The following is a 17,125-nucleotide window of genomic DNA, read 5'->3' as shown; positions in this document are numbered from 1 at the left end:
CGCTATGGCGACATTGTCTCTTCAGAACGTTCAAAAATCCTACGGTGGCCTTCAGGTCCTGCACGGGATCGATGTGGAGCTTGAAGACGGAGGTTTCCTCGTTCTCCTTGGCCCGTCCGGCTGCGGAAAATCTACACTCCTCAACCTGATCGCCGGGCTCGACGACATCTCGGCGGGCGATATCCGCATCGATGGCCGTTCGGTTGTCGAGCTCGCCCCGAAAGACCGCAATATCGCAATGGTTTTCCAGTCCTATGCGCTTTATCCAACGATGACGGTCGAACGGAATATCGGGTTCGGCCTGGAGATGCGCGGTATCAACGGCATTGAACGCAGTGCTGCGGTCAAGAAGGCGGCAGACCTCCTGCAGATTTCGCATCTGCTCGACAGACGGCCCGCCAATCTGTCCGGCGGGCAACGACAGCGCGTTGCCATGGGCCGTGCCATCGTACGCAATCCCGACTTGTTCCTTTTCGATGAACCGCTTTCAAATCTTGATGCGAAGCTCCGCGCCGAAATGCGTACCGAGATCAAGCGGCTTCATGGAAGACTCGGCACGAGCGTCGTGTACGTCACGCACGACCAGATCGAAGCCATGACACTCGGCACCAAAGTGGCTGTCATGAAGGGCGGCTACATCCAGCAGTTTGCGGACCCCCAGACGATCTATGAAAAACCGGCCAATATGTTTGTCGCCGGATTCATTGGCTCGCCCCCGATGAATTTCGTGACGGGAACATTGACTTCAGATGGTCGTCTTGCACGTTTCGAGGCGCCCGGCGTCCGCGTAGAGGCCCCAATGTCTTCCGGCGAGATTTTCCGCGCGAAAGCAGCCGTTCTCGGGATCAGACCTGAGGAGTTGAAAATAGCCGACGTTACAGGCTCGATGCTGACGGGGACAATTGACGTCATTGAACCAACCGGCCCAGACACAATCGTAACCGTACGAGTCGGGGATCAAGCCGTTGTCGCACGGTTGCCGTCGCGGTTCTCTTCAAAGGCCGGAGACGGTGTCTACCTGCGCGCGGAGTTGGCAGGACTTAGCCTGTTCGACGCAGTCACTGAGATGCGCATCCAGCTGTAGCCGGATTGATTTTGAAACTTGGAAGTAATTTATCGGGAAATAGATGCGCCGGTCACGCCCTTCAACCGCTCAGCTTTGAGAGACCTACGCGTCTCCTTCCGGTATGGCCGCGCGAAATGCCTTTCGAGCCTTGCGCCAAGCGCCGATATGCTCCAGCACAATGCGAAATAGACGATCAGGATCGCGCCATACACGAGATAAGCGGGGCTTCCGCCTTTGGAAATCGTCGTCTGCTCGATCAGGATCTGAGCGGAACGGAAAAGCTCGTTCACGCCGAGCACAGCACCGAGCGAACTTGCCTGACCGCAACCTTCTTCGGCCCGAAGGGTGTTGTTTTCACCGAAGCGGATGAAGTTTGCGTAGTCGGTCATTGTCTGTCTCCGTTGGGTGCGGTTGCCACCCGAAGGGCAGGCCCCCTCGGGCGAAAGCCCGCCCCGCGGCGGGCGGTCGGACGGGTCAAGGGGTCGTGACGGGGAAAAAACGGAAGGTTCGGCCGCAGGCGGAAAGCCTTTTTTCCCGGCGCGACAAGCGGCTTCGCCGCGCCTGCCCCTTGATCCGGACGACCGACGATGTCATGGGGCGAAACAAACAGACTCGGCCCTGAACGGGGCCTCACCGCCGGGTGCAAAGCACCCGATGGACAAGCGGTCGTCACCGGGATCGGCGGAGACGGCAAAAGGCCGGCTCCGTGCCATCGGCATAGGCGCGGTCCGCTCACCGAGCGGATGATCCCCCACGCCGAAATCTTATTGCATATTTCGCATAAAATACGTAAATTACCTACTTCAAAATCGAGGCCGAAGATGAAGCAGTATACGTTTTCCGACATGAATCGGGCGTCCGGAGAAATCCTGGAGGCCGCCATGATCGAACCGGTCGCTCTCACCAAGCGCGGCAAGCAGAAGCTGGTGATCCTCACAGCCGATGCCTATGAGCGCCTGAAGGGTGAGCAGCATACCAAAGCTTACCTCCTGGAAGATGCTCCCAACGACATCCATAACGAGTTGATGGAAGGCATCGATGCAATCCTCGACGAGGCGGATCGCAATGCTTGAACGGGGCCAGATCGTCCGCTTCCATTATCTGTGGGCCAGACAGGCGGATGCCGGCGAGGAATCCGGCCGCAAGGCGCGACCGGTTTGCATCGTCGTGCGCGCGCTCGGCAATCCCGGTGCTGTCTACCTCTTCCCGATCACCTCACAGGAACCGCAGGACGGTCGCATTTCACTTTCCTTTTCCGAAATGGAATGCCGCCGCGCCGGTCTTTCCTTTCCGTGCTGGATCATTCTCGATGAGTATAATCGCGTCGATCTCGACAAGGCTTTCGACTTCGCCTCGACCCGGCCCATCGGCAGTGTAAGCACCGCCTTCCTCGAAAAGATCGCAACGGCAGTCAAGCAAGCTTCCGCAATCCGCCGGCTTAGGGGCGTCAACCGATCTTAGGGGAATGATATGGCGATGAACGATCTTGAATGCCCCGCACTCAAGCGGTGGCTGAAGATCGCCCGGTAACGTGAACCATCTTGGAGACCTGCATTTGGGGCCAGGCGGACGTTTCCCACGAGGCTCCGGAAAACCCTACGGCGCTATATGGGAGCGCGGGTTTCCTCCGCTTGGCTACCGCTCGCCTGCGATGCCGGCTCACTCCGGCCGCGGTCGCGCCGCCCGGCGGCACTGCGGCTGGAAAACGAATTCGAACAGCGCTCGCGCGCAGACTTAACCTGTCGATCGCGCCAGCGCGACGTGAAACGAGCACGGAGCGATCCGGAAAAGATGAAGAATATCGGAGAAATCAGCATAGATGGGTTAATCGGCTTCGTGCCCCCCTTCTGCCCGGAATAAGGAGCCGCACCGCACTGCCGATTATAAAAGTGGCCCTGTCGGAAAGCAGGCACAACCATCATGCAGAGGAGCGCAGCCATGAAACACTATGCCGGCCTCGATGTCTCGGTCAAAGAAACGAGCGTCTGTATCGTCGATGAAAGCGGGAAGCTATGCCGGGAACGGAAGGTGGTCTCCCACCCGGATGACCTTGTTACCATCCTGAGCGATCCGGTATTCAGCTTGGAGAGAGTGGGCGTTGAGGCAGGGCCGCTATCGCAGTGGCTGTTCGAAGGACTGGCAAAGGCTGGGTTCCCGGAATTCTGCATCGAGACGCGCCACACCAAAGCTTTTCTGGATGCCCTGCAGCAGAACAAAAGCGACAGGAACGATGCACGCGGCATCGCCCACATGATGCGGGTCGGCCTGTTCAAGGACGTACATGTGAAGACGCTCATCAGCCAGAAGCGTCGCGCCTTGCTAACGGCCCGATCGCTGCTGCAGGAAAAGGCGATTGACCTGGGGAACGAGATGCGTGGGCTGCTGCGCAACTTCGGACTGAAGGTTGGCCATGCCTCGGGCGGCACATTCGAGAGGAGAATACTCGAGCCCATCGAACACGACGTTGTGGTTGCTGCGCGAGCTATTTGAGACGACGGTACGCCGCTGCATCGAGGAGGGCCTTGTCGGCGGCGAAGGATTTGCCGTCGACGCGAGCCTGATCAAGGCGGATGCGAACAAGCAGCGCTCGGCGGAAGGGTCCGAGCCGGTCGACTGGAAGTCGATGGCCGAGAGCCGTCGCTCGGTCCAGGAATATCTCGACACCGTCGATGACGCGGCATTGGGTGCAGCGAGCGAGGTGAAGCCGAAGTTCGTATCGAGGTCCGACCCGGCGGCCCAGTGGACGGGAGCGCAGAAGGGCCATGCTTTCTTCGCCTACGCCACCAACTATCTGATCGATATGAACAATGCCGTGATCGTCGACGTCGAGGCGAGCCGGGCGATCCGCCAGGCCGAGGTCGGTGCGGCACGCACGATGATCGAACGCACCCAGGATCGCTTCGACCTTTATCCGGAACGGCTGGCCGCCGATAGCGCCTATGGTTCTGCCGAGATGCTGGGCTGGCTGGTGCACGAGCGAGGGATAGAGCCGCACATTCCGGTCTTCGACAAATCCGAACGGCGCGACGGTACGTTCGAAAAAGGCGACTTTGTCTATGACCACAAGCGCGATCTCTATACCTGCCCTGGCAGAAAAGAGTTACGCTCACGGCAGATCACCTACAAAAGGGAGCGCCCGCCTGTCGATGAGAACGGCATGATACGCTACCGGGCCAGCAAGCACGACTGCGATGCCTGCGCCCTGAAACCCAAATGCTGCCACCGATCCCGAACCGACTATTTCAACGGTATCCGCCAACACCGGACATTGCGGCTGCCGCAAAACTCCCTATTCTGCGACGTTGCAAAAGTCAGGAAAACAAGTGCCGCTTTAATTGGGAGATTTGCGACAAACGCGATCGCCCAAGTACCATGTACTTCTGCAAAGGCGTCGTAGGTCTCCCAGGCCCTACGTCACATATGAAAGGAGAGCCAAATCAAAACCGATTGGAGTCTGATCGGGGAAATGATCGGCGCGGCGTTTGATGCTTATGAACGGATGGAGGTGGCCGGCTAGGCGTGTCTTCTGGAGAGGGGAATGCGTAGCGAAAGGCGATGCAGAACCTGCGGCCAAGATGCGGTAAGGCCCGCGTCGCCAGGCGATCGACTTGGCGTCATCGACCACGGCTTATATTCCCGTCCTTAGCGGGTCCGGGAACAATATCGTGTGGGGTTATGTGCTATGGCGGATCGGAGAACTCGGCTATGAACGCTGGGTTGGGCGTGAATAACCTCCGCTAGCGAAACAATCGAAGGGTTGGTCTGGCGAAGCGCCGTCGATCTTTAATGCGGCCGGAATCGCAAATATTATCTGGACGTTCGTTGTCTTCGGCCCAAGTCTTTTAAAATTTCAAGATGGAACCGGCCTGTCCGGATCGCTTGCACAAGGTGTTTGAAAATGCGTTTCATAATTCATGGTGTGGGTGCCATCGGCGGCACGATTGCGGTCTCGCTTGCTTCGGCCAGTCAGAAGGTCATCGGGATCGCGCGCGGCGAGCAGCTAAAGGCGATCAAAGCGAAGGGGCTGACATTGCGGACTCCCAGGGGAACCGAGACCTGTCACTTCGAATGCGTGGAATCGCCGAGCGCGATCGCGCTTCTTCCTGACGATGTGGTGCTGGTCTGTACGAAGACCCAACACATGGGTGCAGTGATCGAGCAACTCGCGGCGGCTGGCCTTCAGGACCAGTCGATCTTCTGCTTCCAGAACGGTGTCGAGAACGAACGCACCGCTTTGCGGCGTTTTGCCAATGTACATGGCGTGAGCGTCATACTGCCGGCGGACTATGTCACGCCCGGCGAGATCCTCGCCTTCGGATCACCTCACTCCGGCTATTTCTATCTTGGCCGGTATCCGCAAGGTTTCGACAGTGTCGATGAAGCCGTCGCGCAGGCGCTCACGGCGTCAGGCCTGCCAGCCTTTGTGGTTCCGGACGTGATGAAGAACAAATATGGAAAGCTGCTCTTAAACCTTCACAACATCGTCGAGGCCGCATGCGCCGACCAGGGCGATATCGCGCCAATCGTCGACCTTCTCCGCGAAGAGGCAGAGGTGGTTTTCGCCGCTTCGGGCGTGCAATGGCAGAGCGTCGGTGAAACCGATCCCAACCGTGGAAGGCTGATGAAGATGGCATCGATCGCAGGTTTCAGCCGTGCGGGGAGCTCCTCCATGCAAAGCCTTGCCCGCTCCACGGGATCTATCGAGACCGATTATCTCAACGGTGAAGTCGTTCTACTGGGGCGGCTGCATGGTGTCCCCACACCTGCCAATACCTGGTTCTGCGAACTCGCTGCCCGCATGGTACGAGAAAAACTGCGGCCCGGAACGATTCCGCTGGACGAGGTCAAGCGGGCGCTGTCTCTCGCTTAGAGTATCGGTTTGATCAACATCTGTGTGCAGCCGGTGGTCGAAGGCACCCAATGACAGAAGGTGCAAGAGCGGCTTCATTATGTGATCGAACGGACCCGTTCCGCCGGCTGCTCCTAACGCAAGATGCGTCGCAAATATCCTAACATATCAAACAAATCCTCCAGCCCTGAAAAGTAAAGGGAATTTTCGTCGCGAAACTCGCTCTCAAAAGTCGAAGTTTCGCGACAGACATTTGCGACAGATTTAAGCTGCGAGTGACATGCCCTCGGCCTTACGCTCCACGAGCGCCCAAATGTGGCCGAACGGATCGAAGATCGAGGCCACGCGGCGGCCTATCACGTCAGTCTGGATTTCGTCTCGGATCACAGCTCCACTGACGTCTGAAACTCCCTTTTGAAGGGCATAATCCTGAGCGAGTTTATTGTACAGTCTGGGTGGCGCGCACAGACCAGGTGTCCCGTCATACGCCCAGAAAATGCCTTCAAACGTCTCAAAATCCAATCGTTCAGTTCGTTGGTATTTGCCGCTATGGGTGAGCTACCGGTTCTCGCCCACAATACCTCCCGCGCCGATCGGGAAACACACGCTCAGTAAGACCCCTTTGTTGTGGAAGATGTCGTCACCGCAGACATTCTCGAAATCGCACCCGGCCGCACAGATGAGCGCCTGGCTTTTCTCAAGGTCTGATGCATGAGCGCGACGATCCCGGGCCCGGACGGGCAGCCGCGCTGCCGTTGGTGTACCGCCGCTCCGGAATTGCAGCACTATCACGATAGGGAGTGGGGCTTTCCCGTGGACGATGATAACCGCCTATTCGAAAAGCTTTGCCTGGAAGGTTTTCAATCCGGTTTGAGCTGGCGCACCATCCTGGCCAAGCGGGAGAACTTTCGAGCAGCATTTCTCGGCTTCGATTTCAACCGTGTCGCGCGGTTTACGAATGCCGACATCGAACGCCTCGTGCAGGACCCTGGCATCGTGCGCCACAGGAGGCAAGATCGTGGCCGTCGTAAACAACGCGCGGGGTGCCCAGGAACTGGTGAAGCACGAAGGATCGCTGGCAGCCTATGTCTGGCGCTTCGAGCCGAATGCGTCCCAGCTTTCCCCTCCACAGACGGCGTCGGTGTCGGCCGCGTCCGTCGCCATGTCGAAAGATCTCAAGAGGCGCGGTTGGTCCTTCGTCGGCCCCACCACCGTCTATGCTTTCATGCAGGCGATGGGCCTGATCAACGATCACGCGGAGAGCTGAGTCATTAGAGACAAGGCGGCAGCAGCCAGGGCAGCCTTCCGGCGCCCGACTGCGACCAAGCGGACTTAAACCGCACCCGTGTATTCGCCCCTCGCCGGATAGTCATTCTTGATCACGAAGTCCAACGCCTGCACCATCTCGGCGAAAATCGGCCGCGCAAACGGCATGGATTGCACCGAGAGCCAATAGACGGTTTGATCCGGCCTGATCAAGAATACGCCCGGCTCTGAGAAAAGCTCAGGCTCCTCGATACCGATCGACGTCTTTCCGCGCGAGGCGGATATATAAAGACCCCATTGCCGGGCCACGCTCAACGACAGGCCGTAACCGATGCGCAGGTGTTCGGCGCCGATCTTGTCGGCCATCTGCCGGGCGCGCTCCTCCCCGTCGGAACTCATGGCAATTGTGCGCACGCCGCGCTCTTGGAAGGCTGGCGTCAGCCGTTCCAGCTCTTTGAGATAGTTTCCGCAGACGGGGCAGTGAAGGCCGCGGTAGAAGCACACGAGCGTCATGAGCGATGGGTTTTCAGTCGTGAGATCGAATTCTCCGTGCTGAAGAGTCATGACGGTCAAATTGGGGGCCAGTGTCCTTGGGACCAACATCGATAGCTCCTTTAGGTGAAACTTCCGACGCCATGTTGACGTCGCGGCCTCATCATCCCATGATCCCGATCATTATTGGTCCATGAATCATGATCCAAAGTCTGAAAATTCTTCCGAAAGTCGATCGCCTAACGGCCTTCTTTGATGCGTTCGAGCTGGAAGCCTCGCTGGAACCGCCACCCATCAGCGATGGCCGTGCCCGACTGTTTGTAATTGGAGAACCGGGTGGCCCCGCCGAACGGATCGTCCTCCACCCACGGGGCGACACGCCTCCCGAGCCATCGGCTTTGATAACCGCGGCGGTCGATTTCGAGGGGACGCATAACCCGCTGATGAACGCTTTGCCGGACCGGGTCGTCGTCGACGTCAATGACATTCCTACCCTTCGCGACACCACGGCCGCCTTCATGGCGGAAGCGCTGGAATCGCGCTGCGGACGCAGCGCCGCCCTTAACCGGCTTTGCGAAGTCATCGTCCTGCTTATCCTGAGGTCAGCGATCGACCGCGGGGCGACTGGACCGGGTTTGCTGGCGGGTTTGTCCCATCCCGCGCTACACCGGGCGTTGGTGGCAATGCATGATGCGCCAGCGCAAGCCTGGAACAGCAATGACCTTGCTAAGGTGGCGGGAATGTCAAGAAGCCATTTCATGGCCCTGTTTCGCGACGTGGTCGGCACGACACCGCAGGCTTATCTGACTGGATGGCGTCTGATTCTTGCTCGCCGAAAGCTCGCCGGAGGAGCAAAGGTGAAGGCAGTGGCGCGTCAGGTCGGCTTTGGCAGCGCGGCGGCCTTCTCCCGCGCATTCTTTCGGAAATTCGGGGACTGGCCGTCAGTCTGGTCGTAGGCACGATTGAGGTGCCGGCACCGCTGGTCTTAGCGTCCCATCTGAGGACCACGGTTGCAGAGGTTGTTTCGTTGCGTCTGCCTGCAGCGTAACCCCCGCGTTTTTCCCGCTCTCAAAGTAACGGCTGCATTCTTACGGTTGAGTGCCAAACGACACGCTCTTCGTTGATCACCAGGCCATGCTTCAGTCTCCGATCCGCCACTCCGGTTATTATGACTTCAGGGGAGACCGCTCCCGTATAGAGGGCCGGAGTGCATTACAGGGCGAGTTCGCGGCGAAGCGTGTCAAGACGTTCCATGGCCACCACGCCATCGGCGATGGTTGGCGCCGGACTCGATGCGCCACCGAGAGCGGGAACCACATCGGCCAACAGCGAATGATATCCCTTCGGATCCTCGTTTGCCGCTGCGGTGAAATTCGGTTTCCACGTCAGCGTGTCGCAGTCCTCCTTCAGCGTGGCGCCAAGGTCGTCGATCTTGAAGGGCGGATTGCGATGCCAGCGGATTTCGATCACGTCTTCCACCTCGATACGCTGGTGGTCACCCATCAGCTCGATCCGCTCTACGGGTGTGCCGCGCGACTGGATCGTACCCATGCCGATGTTGCCGATCGCTCCGCATTCGAACTCAAAAGCAACATGGAACAGCAGCCGGCCCGGAGCTTTCTCCACCTTCCGCGTGGAGATCGAACGGACCGGCGAAACGAGAAAGGACACCAGGTCCATATAATGAACGCAGTGATGCAGGAAAAAGCCGGTGTAATCGACATTGCCAACGAAATACCCTGGCGCCGTCATGTAATAGCCGGTCAGGCCCAGCACGTCCCCGAAGCGGCCGGACTTCACGATATTCGCCGCCATGCGGTTGCCGATCGAATAGCGCTTCATGAAGCCGAGCAGCAGCGGCTTCTTCGCCTTCTCCGAAGCGGCCATAAGCTCCCGCGCCCCGGCGGCGGAACCCGATGGCGGCTTTTCCATGAAGACCGAAAGGCCTCGTTCGAGCGCCGCCTTGCCGAAGGCGAGGTGCTGATCCGGGCCGACGGCCATCCCGACCGCATCGATGCCGCGGGTCGAAAGCAGGGTCTGTGCATCCGTCGTCAGGTTGGTGACACCGAATTGCCGGCCGGCGTCCTTGAGGCGTTTGCCATCGATATCGCACAGCGCGACGATTTCGACGTCATGGCGCACAAGTTGAGGAAGCAGCATCTGGGTTGCGTGGACGCCGCAACCGATCCAACCGATTTTCAAGGTCATCGACGATATTCCGTAAGCAGGAGATGGGATTTCATGAATGCGCTCGAAGCCGCGAGACGATCGCTCTCGTCCTCGTGGGGCGGGCGCCATTGTGCGAACGGCACACCGAAGCGGTCGTCATTGCGCCGGAACGGTTCCAGCGAAACCGGCCCCTTGTAACCGATCTCGTGGAGCGCCCGGCAGACGTCGACCCAATCGGTAGAACCCGTGCCTGGGAAACCGCGGTGGTTTTCATTGGCCTGGAAATGTACCAGCCGGCCACCGGCAAGCCGGATGGCCTCGGCGATCGAGCTTTCCTCCATGTGCATGTGGAAGGTGTCGAGCATCAGCTTGACGGCTGGGTGATCGACGGCATCCAGCAGTTCCATCGCCTGTTGCGTGGTGCAGAGAACGTCGCTTTCGAAGCGATTGAGCGGCTCGACGGCGAGCAAAACACCCGTTTTGGCAGCGTGGTCTCCGGCTTCCTTCAGGCCTTTGACGCAACGCTCCTTGCGGGCAAGCCGTTCGGGCTCGTCCACCGGCTGCGGGGCACGACCGGCAAACACGAGAGGATTGCCTGTCAGCGGCCCACCGACAATCTCCGAACCAAGGCCGGCCGCGCAATCGGCCGCATATTTCAGGTATTCGACACCAGCGCGATGGGCGTCGACGTCCGCCGACGCGAGATTGCGCTGCAGGTTGACACGGGCTGCGAGCACGACGCCGAGACCGGCATCGTCGAGCGCTTTCTTCGTTTCCCTGATGTCGAGTTCGCCGGCTTCCGGAACCAGAAGCTCCACGAAGTCAAAACCGTGCTCACGCATCTTTGCAAACAGCGGAAAATGCTCGGCTGTAAAAGGCCTTGCATATTGCATGGAAATCAACCCGATGGGGTTCATTGTCATTTCCTTTTTACCGCATTCAACAGTCCGATTTTCGAGCGCTCCCAACCTACGGGACCGTCTCACCGGCTACGCCGATCGTTGCTTACCGTCATCCTTTCACCGCGCCCTGCGTCAGCCCCCCGATGAGGCGGCGCTGAACGAGAAGGAACAGGATGGTGGCCGGCATGGCGCCGACAACGGCCCCGGCCGCCAACAGGCCCCATTCGATCTGGTATTCGCCGATCAGCGTCTGGATCGCGACCGTGACCGGCCGCACGTTGCGCCCGCCGAGCGTCAGCGCGTAGAGATATTCGTTCCAGGCGGTGATGAAGATGTAGATGCCTGTGGAGATGATACCCGGCATGGTCAACGGCAGGACGATCTTGCGCAGCGCCGTCAGCCGCGAGCACCCGTCCGTCATCGCCGCTTCGTCGAGGCTTTTCGGGATGGCACCGATATAGCTCGTCAGCATCCACACCGCGAACGGGATCGCCACCGTCGCGTTGGCGAGGATGAGGCCGAGATGGGTGTCGAGGATGTTGAACCGGCGCATCAGCACGAAGAGAGGCAGGATGAGCAGCACGATCGGGAACATGTTGATCAGCAGGAACTGCAGCATCAGCAACTTGCGGCCCGCAAAACGGAAGCGCGAGAAGGCATAGCCTGCCGTGACCGAAACAATCAGGCCGACGACCACCGTTCCGCCCGCGATGATCAGGCTGTCGAGCATGTTCTTGAGGAAAGACGTCTGCTCAACCAACCTTACATAGTTGTCGAGGCTCCAGCCTCGAGGTGAAAGCGATACCCCCGTGGCAGAAAGCGCAGCGGTCGGTGTCAGCGACGTCAGGATCATCCAAGCAAACGGCGCCATGGCGAAGAAGACGATCGCAAGAACCGGCAAGTCCGTGGTGAGTATCCGGTGCAGCGTGCCCTGCTGTCTCATCGTTCCACCTCGCGCATGGTGCGGGCGATATAGAGAGCCACGAACGCACCCAGAAAAATGGTGAAGGTCACGGCGATCGACGTGCCGTATCCGAAATCGAGATTCTGGCGAGCCTTGACGAAGGCATAGAGCGGCAGCGTATGCGTTGCGTAGCCGGGACCGCCGCCGGTCATGACGAAAATGACGTCCATGGAATTGGCAACCCAAATCACCCTGAGCAGCCCGGCCGTCGCCAGTACCGGCGCGATGCCCGGCAGCGTGATGTGCACGAACTGCCGCCAGGTCGATGCGCCGTCGATCGAGGCTGCCTCGTACTGGCTGCGTGGGATGCCCTGCAGGCCGGCAAGAATCATCACGGCAAAGAAGGGAAATCCCTGCCAGGTCAGCGTCGCGATGATCGCATAGATCGCCACATTCGGATCGGCCAGCCACGGCACCGCCGACTGGACGATCGAAAGATAGATGAGGATGTCGTTCAAGACACCGGTATTCGGATCGTAGATCCAGCGCCACATCAGCGCGATCACGACACTCGGCAATGCCCATGGAATGATGATCAGGGCGCGCGCAAGGCCGCGCCAGGGAAATTCGCGGTTGAGAAACAGGGCCGCGACGAGTCCCAGTCCCATCTGCAGCGGCACGGTCAGCCCGATCCAGATGATCGTGTTCCAGAGCGCTGTCCAGAAAACCGGATCGTTGAACAGCTTCACATAGTTTCCGAAACCGACGAACCTGCTGGCACTCGGCCGGAACAGGATGAGATCGTAGAAGCTGGTATAGACCGCCTGCAGCATCGGCATGAAGACGATGACGACGGTGACCACGACGGCGGGAGTAAGCAGCAGGTAGGGCAACAGCCGCTCGGAACGCCAGATCGATGTGGCGCGGCGTTGCACGGGAGAAGAAATCGATAGGGACATGCTTATCCTGCCTGTGGGAAGCAAGGCGGAGAAGGAGGTCCCGACACGTCGGTGCCGGGACCGGAGCGACTTTACTCAGCGAACAACGTCTGCAGCTGTTCCATCATCTTCTTCGCCGTGATCTGGCCCGTCAGCGCCTGCTGCATGTTCGTCTGCCAAGCCGTGTTGACGAATTCCGAGACCGCCGAGGTCTGCGGCAGCACCTTGGCGAACGGCAAGGACTGAACGGTTGCCTCGACAAAACGGCGCTCATGCAGCTTCCAGTCGGCAGAGCCGCTCTTCGTGACCGTCAGCTGACCCGTCGCGCTGTTGAAGGCGACGTTGTTCTGGCCTTCGGCGAGGAAAGAAATCCATTTCCAGGCCGCGTCCTTCACAGAGGATGAAGAGAAGATCGCGAGAGACTCGTCCCCATAGGACGTCCACTGGCCATTGCCGCATTTAGGAACCGGCACGGCGGAGACCTTGTCGCCAAGCGCGGCGACCAGATCCTTGGACGAACCGATATGGTGGATGGTCATCGCCGTCTTGCCGGACTTGAAGGCCGCGACGATTTCCTGGAAGCCATCATTCGGCGCCGATGGCGGAATGACCTTGTCCTTCTGGAAGAGATCGATCATCCACTGGTTGGCCGCGATGGCCTCCGGCTTGGTCAGACCGCCCTGCTTCAGCTCGGCGCCTTGAGAGAGAACGAAGACACCCCACTGGTCCCAGCCGCCCTTGCCGCCGCGCAGGCCGAAACCATAGGTCTGCGGCGCATTGGTGAGCTTGATGGCCGCATTGCGGAATTCCTCGCAGGTCTTCGGCGGCTGCAGGCCGGCTGCCTGGAGGAGATCGGTGCGGTAATATAGATAAAGGACGACGTATTGGATCGGCAGATAATATTGCTTGCCGTCCGGCCCCTTGTTCAGCTCGAGCAGGTTGTCCAGCAGGTCGGCCTTGCCTTTCCAGCTGTCGATCTGCTTGCCGATCGGCTCCAGTGCGCCCATTTCGGCGAGCCTCGGCTGGGCGAAAAGCTTGACCATCGCCGCGTCGGGCGCATTGCCGCCGACCAGCGCAGTGTAGAGATTGTCGTAATAGCTGTTCCACGGCACGTTCTCGGCTTCGACCTTGATGCCGGGATTGGCCGCCTCGAATTTCTTGACCAGGTCCGACATCGGGTTCGCCGGATTGTCGAAATGGTACCAGAAGCGGACGGTTTCCGCCTTTGCCTGGCCGAAAGCGGCCGAAGCCGCAAGAGCGGCGCCGAGCGCGAGTGTCCTCAGAAATTTCATAGTCTCCTCCTCTTTTCGTTTATGTCATGGACGTCGTGTCAGTCGCCTTACTGCATTGCCTGCGGCCGCCAGAGCCTCCCTTGCTGCCGAAAGTTCGTTGGTGTTCTGCAGAAAGCCGTGGATGACGCCCGGCACGATGTGCAGCTCGTCATCACGACCAATGGCCTTGAGACGCTGGCCCAGGATCAAGGTGTCGGAGAGCAGCGGATCCACGGCCGCCGCCATCAGATAGAGCGGCGGCAGCGCGGCCAAAGCCGCATCGGAAGCCACGAGAGGGCAGGCAAGCGGATCCTCCTCGACCACACGCTCGCCGGCATAGAACGACCAGTAGCGCTGCATCTTTCCGCGCGTCAGTGCCGGACCTTCGGAGAAGCGGACATAGGACGGCGTCGTGAAGCTCCGTGCGTAGCAGCCGTAGAAGAGCAGCGCCGCATCCGGCAATGCGCAGCCTTCAGCCTGTTCGTGCAGCATCGCTGCAAGAGCAAGATTAGCACCCGCGGAGTCGCCCGAAATCAGCAATGGACCGCGGCGAACCCCGGCAGCGGCTGTCACCTCAAAGAGGTTACGCAGGGCTGCGACGACGTCCTTCTGGGGGCCTGGATACGGGCTTTCCGGGGCCAGCCGATAATCCGGCAAAACCACCGGCAGGCCACTTTCGAGCGCCAGAACCCGAGCACACCGCTCATGGGTTTCCGGCGAACAGAAAGCAAAACCGCCGCCATGAACAAAGAGAATGGCGCCAGCCCCGGCCCCAAGGGGCACCAGCACTTTCAGCCGACAGCGTGCCGAACCGAGGCTGAGGTCCTCCGCAACCATAAGCTCCGTCACGCTATCCATCGGCGGCAGGTTGACGTTGCAGCGGACATTGGCGGCAAGCGATTGCGCCCGGCCTTCCGCAGGCGGCAGCGTCGTCGGATCCGGCAATGGCCCCAGCTCGGCGAGAACCCGCTCCATGAGCGCTACCATCTCGTCCGACAAGACATCCGACAATTCGACAACGTCGCTCACTGGATCACCTCCGGAAAGACTTCCGGCCCGAAGTCGACGATCGTCGCGATATGATGATGCATGGCAGCGGTGGCGCGCCTCACGTCGCCGCCCTCGATCGCATCGATGATGCTTCGATGGCGAAGCGCCGTCGCTTCGAGATCACGCGCCATCGGGCTGCGGGAAATCTTGAAGCGGTGGTTATGGACCAGGCAGCGATGCAGGATCGGATCGAGCGCCGGCAGGCTAGCATCCTCGAAAATCCGGCGATGGAAATCGCGGTCGAAAGAGGCAAGCTCCAGCTCATCACCCGCCCCGGCCGCAGCAAGCATCTTCTCAAGGAGGCCGTTGAGCTCCTTGACCAGCGTCCGACTCGGCCCACGCATCACACGCGCCATGCCGTTGCCTTCGATCTGCTGGCGCAGCCGGAACATTTCGATCGCTTCGTCCTCGGTGCACTCGGAAACCTGCGTGCCTCGATGTCCCTGACGACGAACAAGCCCCTCCTCCTGGAGCTGGAGCAATGCCTCACGCACCGTCCCCTGACTGCACTGAAAATGCGCAGCCAGTTCCAGCTCGGGCAGCCCGGTCCCGGGCGCCAGCGTTCCGAGCATAATGTCCCGCTTCAAGGCATTGAAGGCGGCAGCCGCCTTGGGAGGCTTGGGCGATGTGGGTCGAGACGGAAAATACGCCATGTAGGTCGATCCAGCCGGTTGCGTATTTATGAGCTTATCGTTATCGATATCGATATCGATATTTGGCGTCAAGCCTCAAATCGCATCGAGGAGGAAACCCGTGGCCGGCATTGCATTGAAGAAAATCCAGAAATCTTATGGAGCTCTGGAGGTCATCCACAACATCGATATCGAGATTGAAAGCGGCGAATTCCTGGTCCTAGTGGGTCCTTCCGGCTGCGGAAAATCGACCCTATTGCGAATGATTGCGGGACTGGAGGAGATCTCCGGCGGCGAGCTCGACATCGAAGGCCGGGTGGCCAATCTGCTTCCGCCTGCCGAACGCAACATCGCCATGGTCTTTCAGGACTACGCGCTCTATCCGCACATGAGCGTGCGCGAGAACATGTCCTTCGGCCTCAAGATGCGTGGCGGCAAGGACAGCGATATCGAAAGTCGGGTCGGTCATGCCGCCGATATCCTGAAAATACAGGATTATCTGGATCGTCGCCCGGCGCAGCTCTCTGGGGGCCAGCGCCAGCGCGTCGCCATGGGGCGCGCAATCGTGCGCGAGCCGGTAGCCTTCCTCTTCGACGAACCGCTTTCCAATCTGGACGCCGCCCTGCGTGTCGAGATGCGACTTGAGATTGCTAAACTGCACAATCGCATGAAGGCCACCACGGTCTACGTGACGCACGACCAGGTGGAAGCGATGACGCTGGCGGACCGAATCGTTGTCATGAATGGCGGCGTGATTGAACAGATCGGCAAGCCTCTCGAACTCTATCACAGGCCAGCGAGCCTCTTCGTGGCCCGGTTCATCGGCAGTCCGACGATGAACACCGTGCCGGCAAGCGTCCTGAAGGAAAGCGACACGCTTAAGGTGCTTGGCAGGACTGTGAAGCTGGAAGGATCGGCGCCGACAAGCGCGATGCCGAAGGAGGTCGTGCTGGGTATTCGACCCGAGGATCTCCTGCAGTGTCCAGCCGAAGAAGCATGGTTTAGCGGCGAACTGATGGTGGCGGAGCGGTTAGGGAGCCAGACCTACGGTTATATCGAGGTGGGTCATTCGAAAATGCTGTCGGTCGAGTTCTCTCGTGACGCTGATGTCAATGTTGGCGATATCTTCTATGTGCGCGGAAACCCGTTTAAAATACACCTCTTCGACGCTTTGAGTGGTAAGCGCTTGTTCGTCCAGTCGTGACCTTGGATATCAGGTCTTGGGTAGGCGCGTTACGAGGAATTGGGCCGCCGGCATCTTGGCACCTTGCGGCACTATCTGACGCTGCCACCGGATGCGTTTGCAGCGCTGTTGACGAGCATGCAGGAGAGTACCGAGGCCGGCGGACTGATTGCACGTGCCGCCAACCGTCATCTCGGCAAGTCTGATCGCGAGGCAGCAGGTGTTCTGTCGGCGGCACAACGCCATACCCACTTCCTCGACAGTCCTCGAATGATCTCGGTCTTGAGCCATTCGGACTTTCGGTTCTGCGATCTCAAGAGCCGCAAGACCACCGTCTTCCTCGTCCTGCCACCGGATCGTCTTTCCACCTATTCCAGATGGCTTCGCCTGCTGATCACCCAGA

15 protein-coding genes and 4 pseudogenes are annotated in these 17,125 nt (G+C 59.5%); 10 read left to right on the top strand and 9 right to left on the bottom strand.

The window, feature by feature from the left end:
- Window positions 1-4 precede the first annotated feature (4 nt).
- Window positions 5-1,084 carry a sn-glycerol-3-phosphate ABC transporter ATP-binding protein UgpC gene (gene ugpC, locus EDE09_RS27145; RefSeq protein ID WP_105370750.1) on the top strand — a complete coding sequence of 360 codons (1,080 nt, stop codon included), beginning with the start codon at window positions 5-7 and terminating at the stop codon, window positions 1,082-1,084.
- Between the two features lie 29 nt (window positions 1,085-1,113).
- Here ugpC (EDE09_RS27145) and EDE09_RS28495 read toward each other — a convergent pair whose 3' ends face one another.
- A complete protein-coding gene (locus EDE09_RS28495; RefSeq protein WP_207914891.1) occupies window positions 1,114-1,455 on the bottom strand; it encodes a hypothetical protein in 342 nt (113 codons plus the stop codon).
- A 432-nt stretch (window positions 1,456-1,887) separates the two neighbouring features.
- On the opposite strand from EDE09_RS28495, the gene EDE09_RS27135 reads away from it, so the two are divergent.
- The 6 genes and pseudogenes from EDE09_RS27135 to EDE09_RS27105 all read left to right on the top strand — a co-directional run bounded on the left by EDE09_RS27135 (window position 1,888) and on the right by EDE09_RS27105 (window position 7,182).
- Window positions 1,888-2,139 carry a type II toxin-antitoxin system prevent-host-death family antitoxin gene (locus EDE09_RS27135; RefSeq protein ID WP_132413472.1) on the top strand — a complete coding sequence of 84 codons (252 nt, stop codon included), beginning with the start codon at window positions 1,888-1,890 and terminating at the stop codon, window positions 2,137-2,139.
- Window positions 2,132-2,527: a type II toxin-antitoxin system PemK/MazF family toxin gene (locus EDE09_RS27130; protein ID WP_132413470.1), complete on the top strand. Its 396-nt coding sequence runs from the start codon at window positions 2,132-2,134 to the stop codon at window positions 2,525-2,527. The genes EDE09_RS27135 and EDE09_RS27130 overlap by 8 nt, the downstream gene beginning before the upstream one ends.
- A 477-nt stretch (window positions 2,528-3,004) precedes the next feature.
- Window positions 3,005-3,475 (top strand): annotated as a pseudogene (locus EDE09_RS27125) (transposase); the annotation flags it as partial.
- 61 nt (window positions 3,476-3,536) lie between these two features.
- Window positions 3,537-4,286 (top strand): annotated as a pseudogene (locus EDE09_RS27120) (transposase); the annotation flags it as partial.
- Window positions 4,287-4,964: 678 nt separating this feature from the next.
- Window positions 4,965-5,936: a 2-dehydropantoate 2-reductase N-terminal domain-containing protein gene (locus tag EDE09_RS27115; protein WP_111791488.1), complete on the top strand. Its 972-nt coding sequence runs from the start codon at window positions 4,965-4,967 to the stop codon at window positions 5,934-5,936.
- Between the two features lie 690 nt (window positions 5,937-6,626).
- Window positions 6,627-7,182: pseudogene (locus EDE09_RS27105) on the top strand (DNA-3-methyladenine glycosylase I).
- 65 nt (window positions 7,183-7,247) lie between these two features.
- On the opposite strand, the gene EDE09_RS27100 reads toward EDE09_RS27105, so the two are convergent.
- Window positions 7,248-7,784, bottom strand: a complete 537-nt coding sequence (locus EDE09_RS27100) for a peroxiredoxin-like family protein (protein WP_132413468.1) — start codon at window positions 7,782-7,784, stop codon at window positions 7,248-7,250.
- 89 nt (window positions 7,785-7,873) lie between these two features.
- Between EDE09_RS27100 and EDE09_RS27095 the strand changes: the two genes are divergently transcribed.
- Window positions 7,874-8,629, top strand: coding sequence for an AraC family transcriptional regulator (locus EDE09_RS27095; RefSeq protein ID WP_132413466.1), 756 nt, complete (start codon window positions 7,874-7,876; stop codon window positions 8,627-8,629).
- Between the two features lie 256 nt (window positions 8,630-8,885).
- Here EDE09_RS27095 and EDE09_RS27090 read toward each other — a convergent pair whose 3' ends face one another.
- From EDE09_RS27090 to EDE09_RS27060, 7 genes are all read right to left on the bottom strand, one after another.
- Window positions 8,886-9,881, bottom strand: coding sequence for a Gfo/Idh/MocA family oxidoreductase (locus EDE09_RS27090; RefSeq protein WP_132413464.1), 996 nt, complete (start codon window positions 9,879-9,881; stop codon window positions 8,886-8,888).
- A complete protein-coding gene (locus EDE09_RS27085) occupies window positions 9,878-10,759 on the bottom strand; it encodes a sugar phosphate isomerase/epimerase family protein (protein WP_105370761.1) in 882 nt (293 codons plus the stop codon). Before EDE09_RS27085 ends, EDE09_RS27090 begins: the two co-directional genes overlap by 4 nt.
- A 94-nt stretch (window positions 10,760-10,853) precedes the next feature.
- Window positions 10,854-11,687 (bottom strand): carbohydrate ABC transporter permease, encoded by an 834-nt coding sequence (locus EDE09_RS27080; RefSeq protein WP_132413462.1) that lies wholly within the window; start codon window positions 11,685-11,687, stop codon window positions 10,854-10,856.
- A complete protein-coding gene (locus EDE09_RS27075; protein WP_105370763.1) occupies window positions 11,684-12,607 on the bottom strand; it encodes a sugar ABC transporter permease in 924 nt (307 codons plus the stop codon). Before EDE09_RS27075 ends, EDE09_RS27080 begins: the two co-directional genes overlap by 4 nt.
- 71 nt (window positions 12,608-12,678) lie before the next feature.
- A complete protein-coding gene (locus tag EDE09_RS27070; protein WP_132413460.1) occupies window positions 12,679-13,878 on the bottom strand; it encodes a sugar ABC transporter substrate-binding protein in 1,200 nt (399 codons plus the stop codon).
- A gap of 24 nt (window positions 13,879-13,902) precedes the next feature.
- Window positions 13,903-14,886, bottom strand: coding sequence for an alpha/beta hydrolase (locus EDE09_RS27065; RefSeq protein WP_132413458.1), 984 nt, complete (start codon window positions 14,884-14,886; stop codon window positions 13,903-13,905).
- Complete coding sequence (locus EDE09_RS27060) at window positions 14,883-15,560, bottom strand: GntR family transcriptional regulator (protein WP_132413456.1); 678 nt, start codon at window positions 15,558-15,560, stop codon at window positions 14,883-14,885. The genes EDE09_RS27065 and EDE09_RS27060 overlap by 4 nt, the downstream gene beginning before the upstream one ends.
- A gap of 100 nt (window positions 15,561-15,660) precedes the next feature.
- Here EDE09_RS27060 and ugpC (EDE09_RS27055) point away from each other — a divergent pair, with 100 nt between their 5' ends.
- Window positions 15,661-16,743 (top strand): sn-glycerol-3-phosphate ABC transporter ATP-binding protein UgpC, encoded by a 1,083-nt coding sequence (gene ugpC / locus EDE09_RS27055; RefSeq protein WP_132413454.1) that lies wholly within the window; start codon window positions 15,661-15,663, stop codon window positions 16,741-16,743.
- A gap of 45 nt (window positions 16,744-16,788) precedes the next feature.
- Window positions 16,789-17,125: pseudogene (locus EDE09_RS27050) on the top strand (type IV secretory system conjugative DNA transfer family protein); the annotation flags it as partial.

Origin of the sequence: Neorhizobium sp. S3-V5DH (genome assembly GCF_004343065.1) — a bacterium.
Taxonomy (GTDB): domain Bacteria; phylum Pseudomonadota; class Alphaproteobacteria; order Rhizobiales; family Rhizobiaceae; genus Neorhizobium; species Neorhizobium huautlense.
This window is presented reverse-complemented; position numbering and strand designations above follow the sequence as displayed.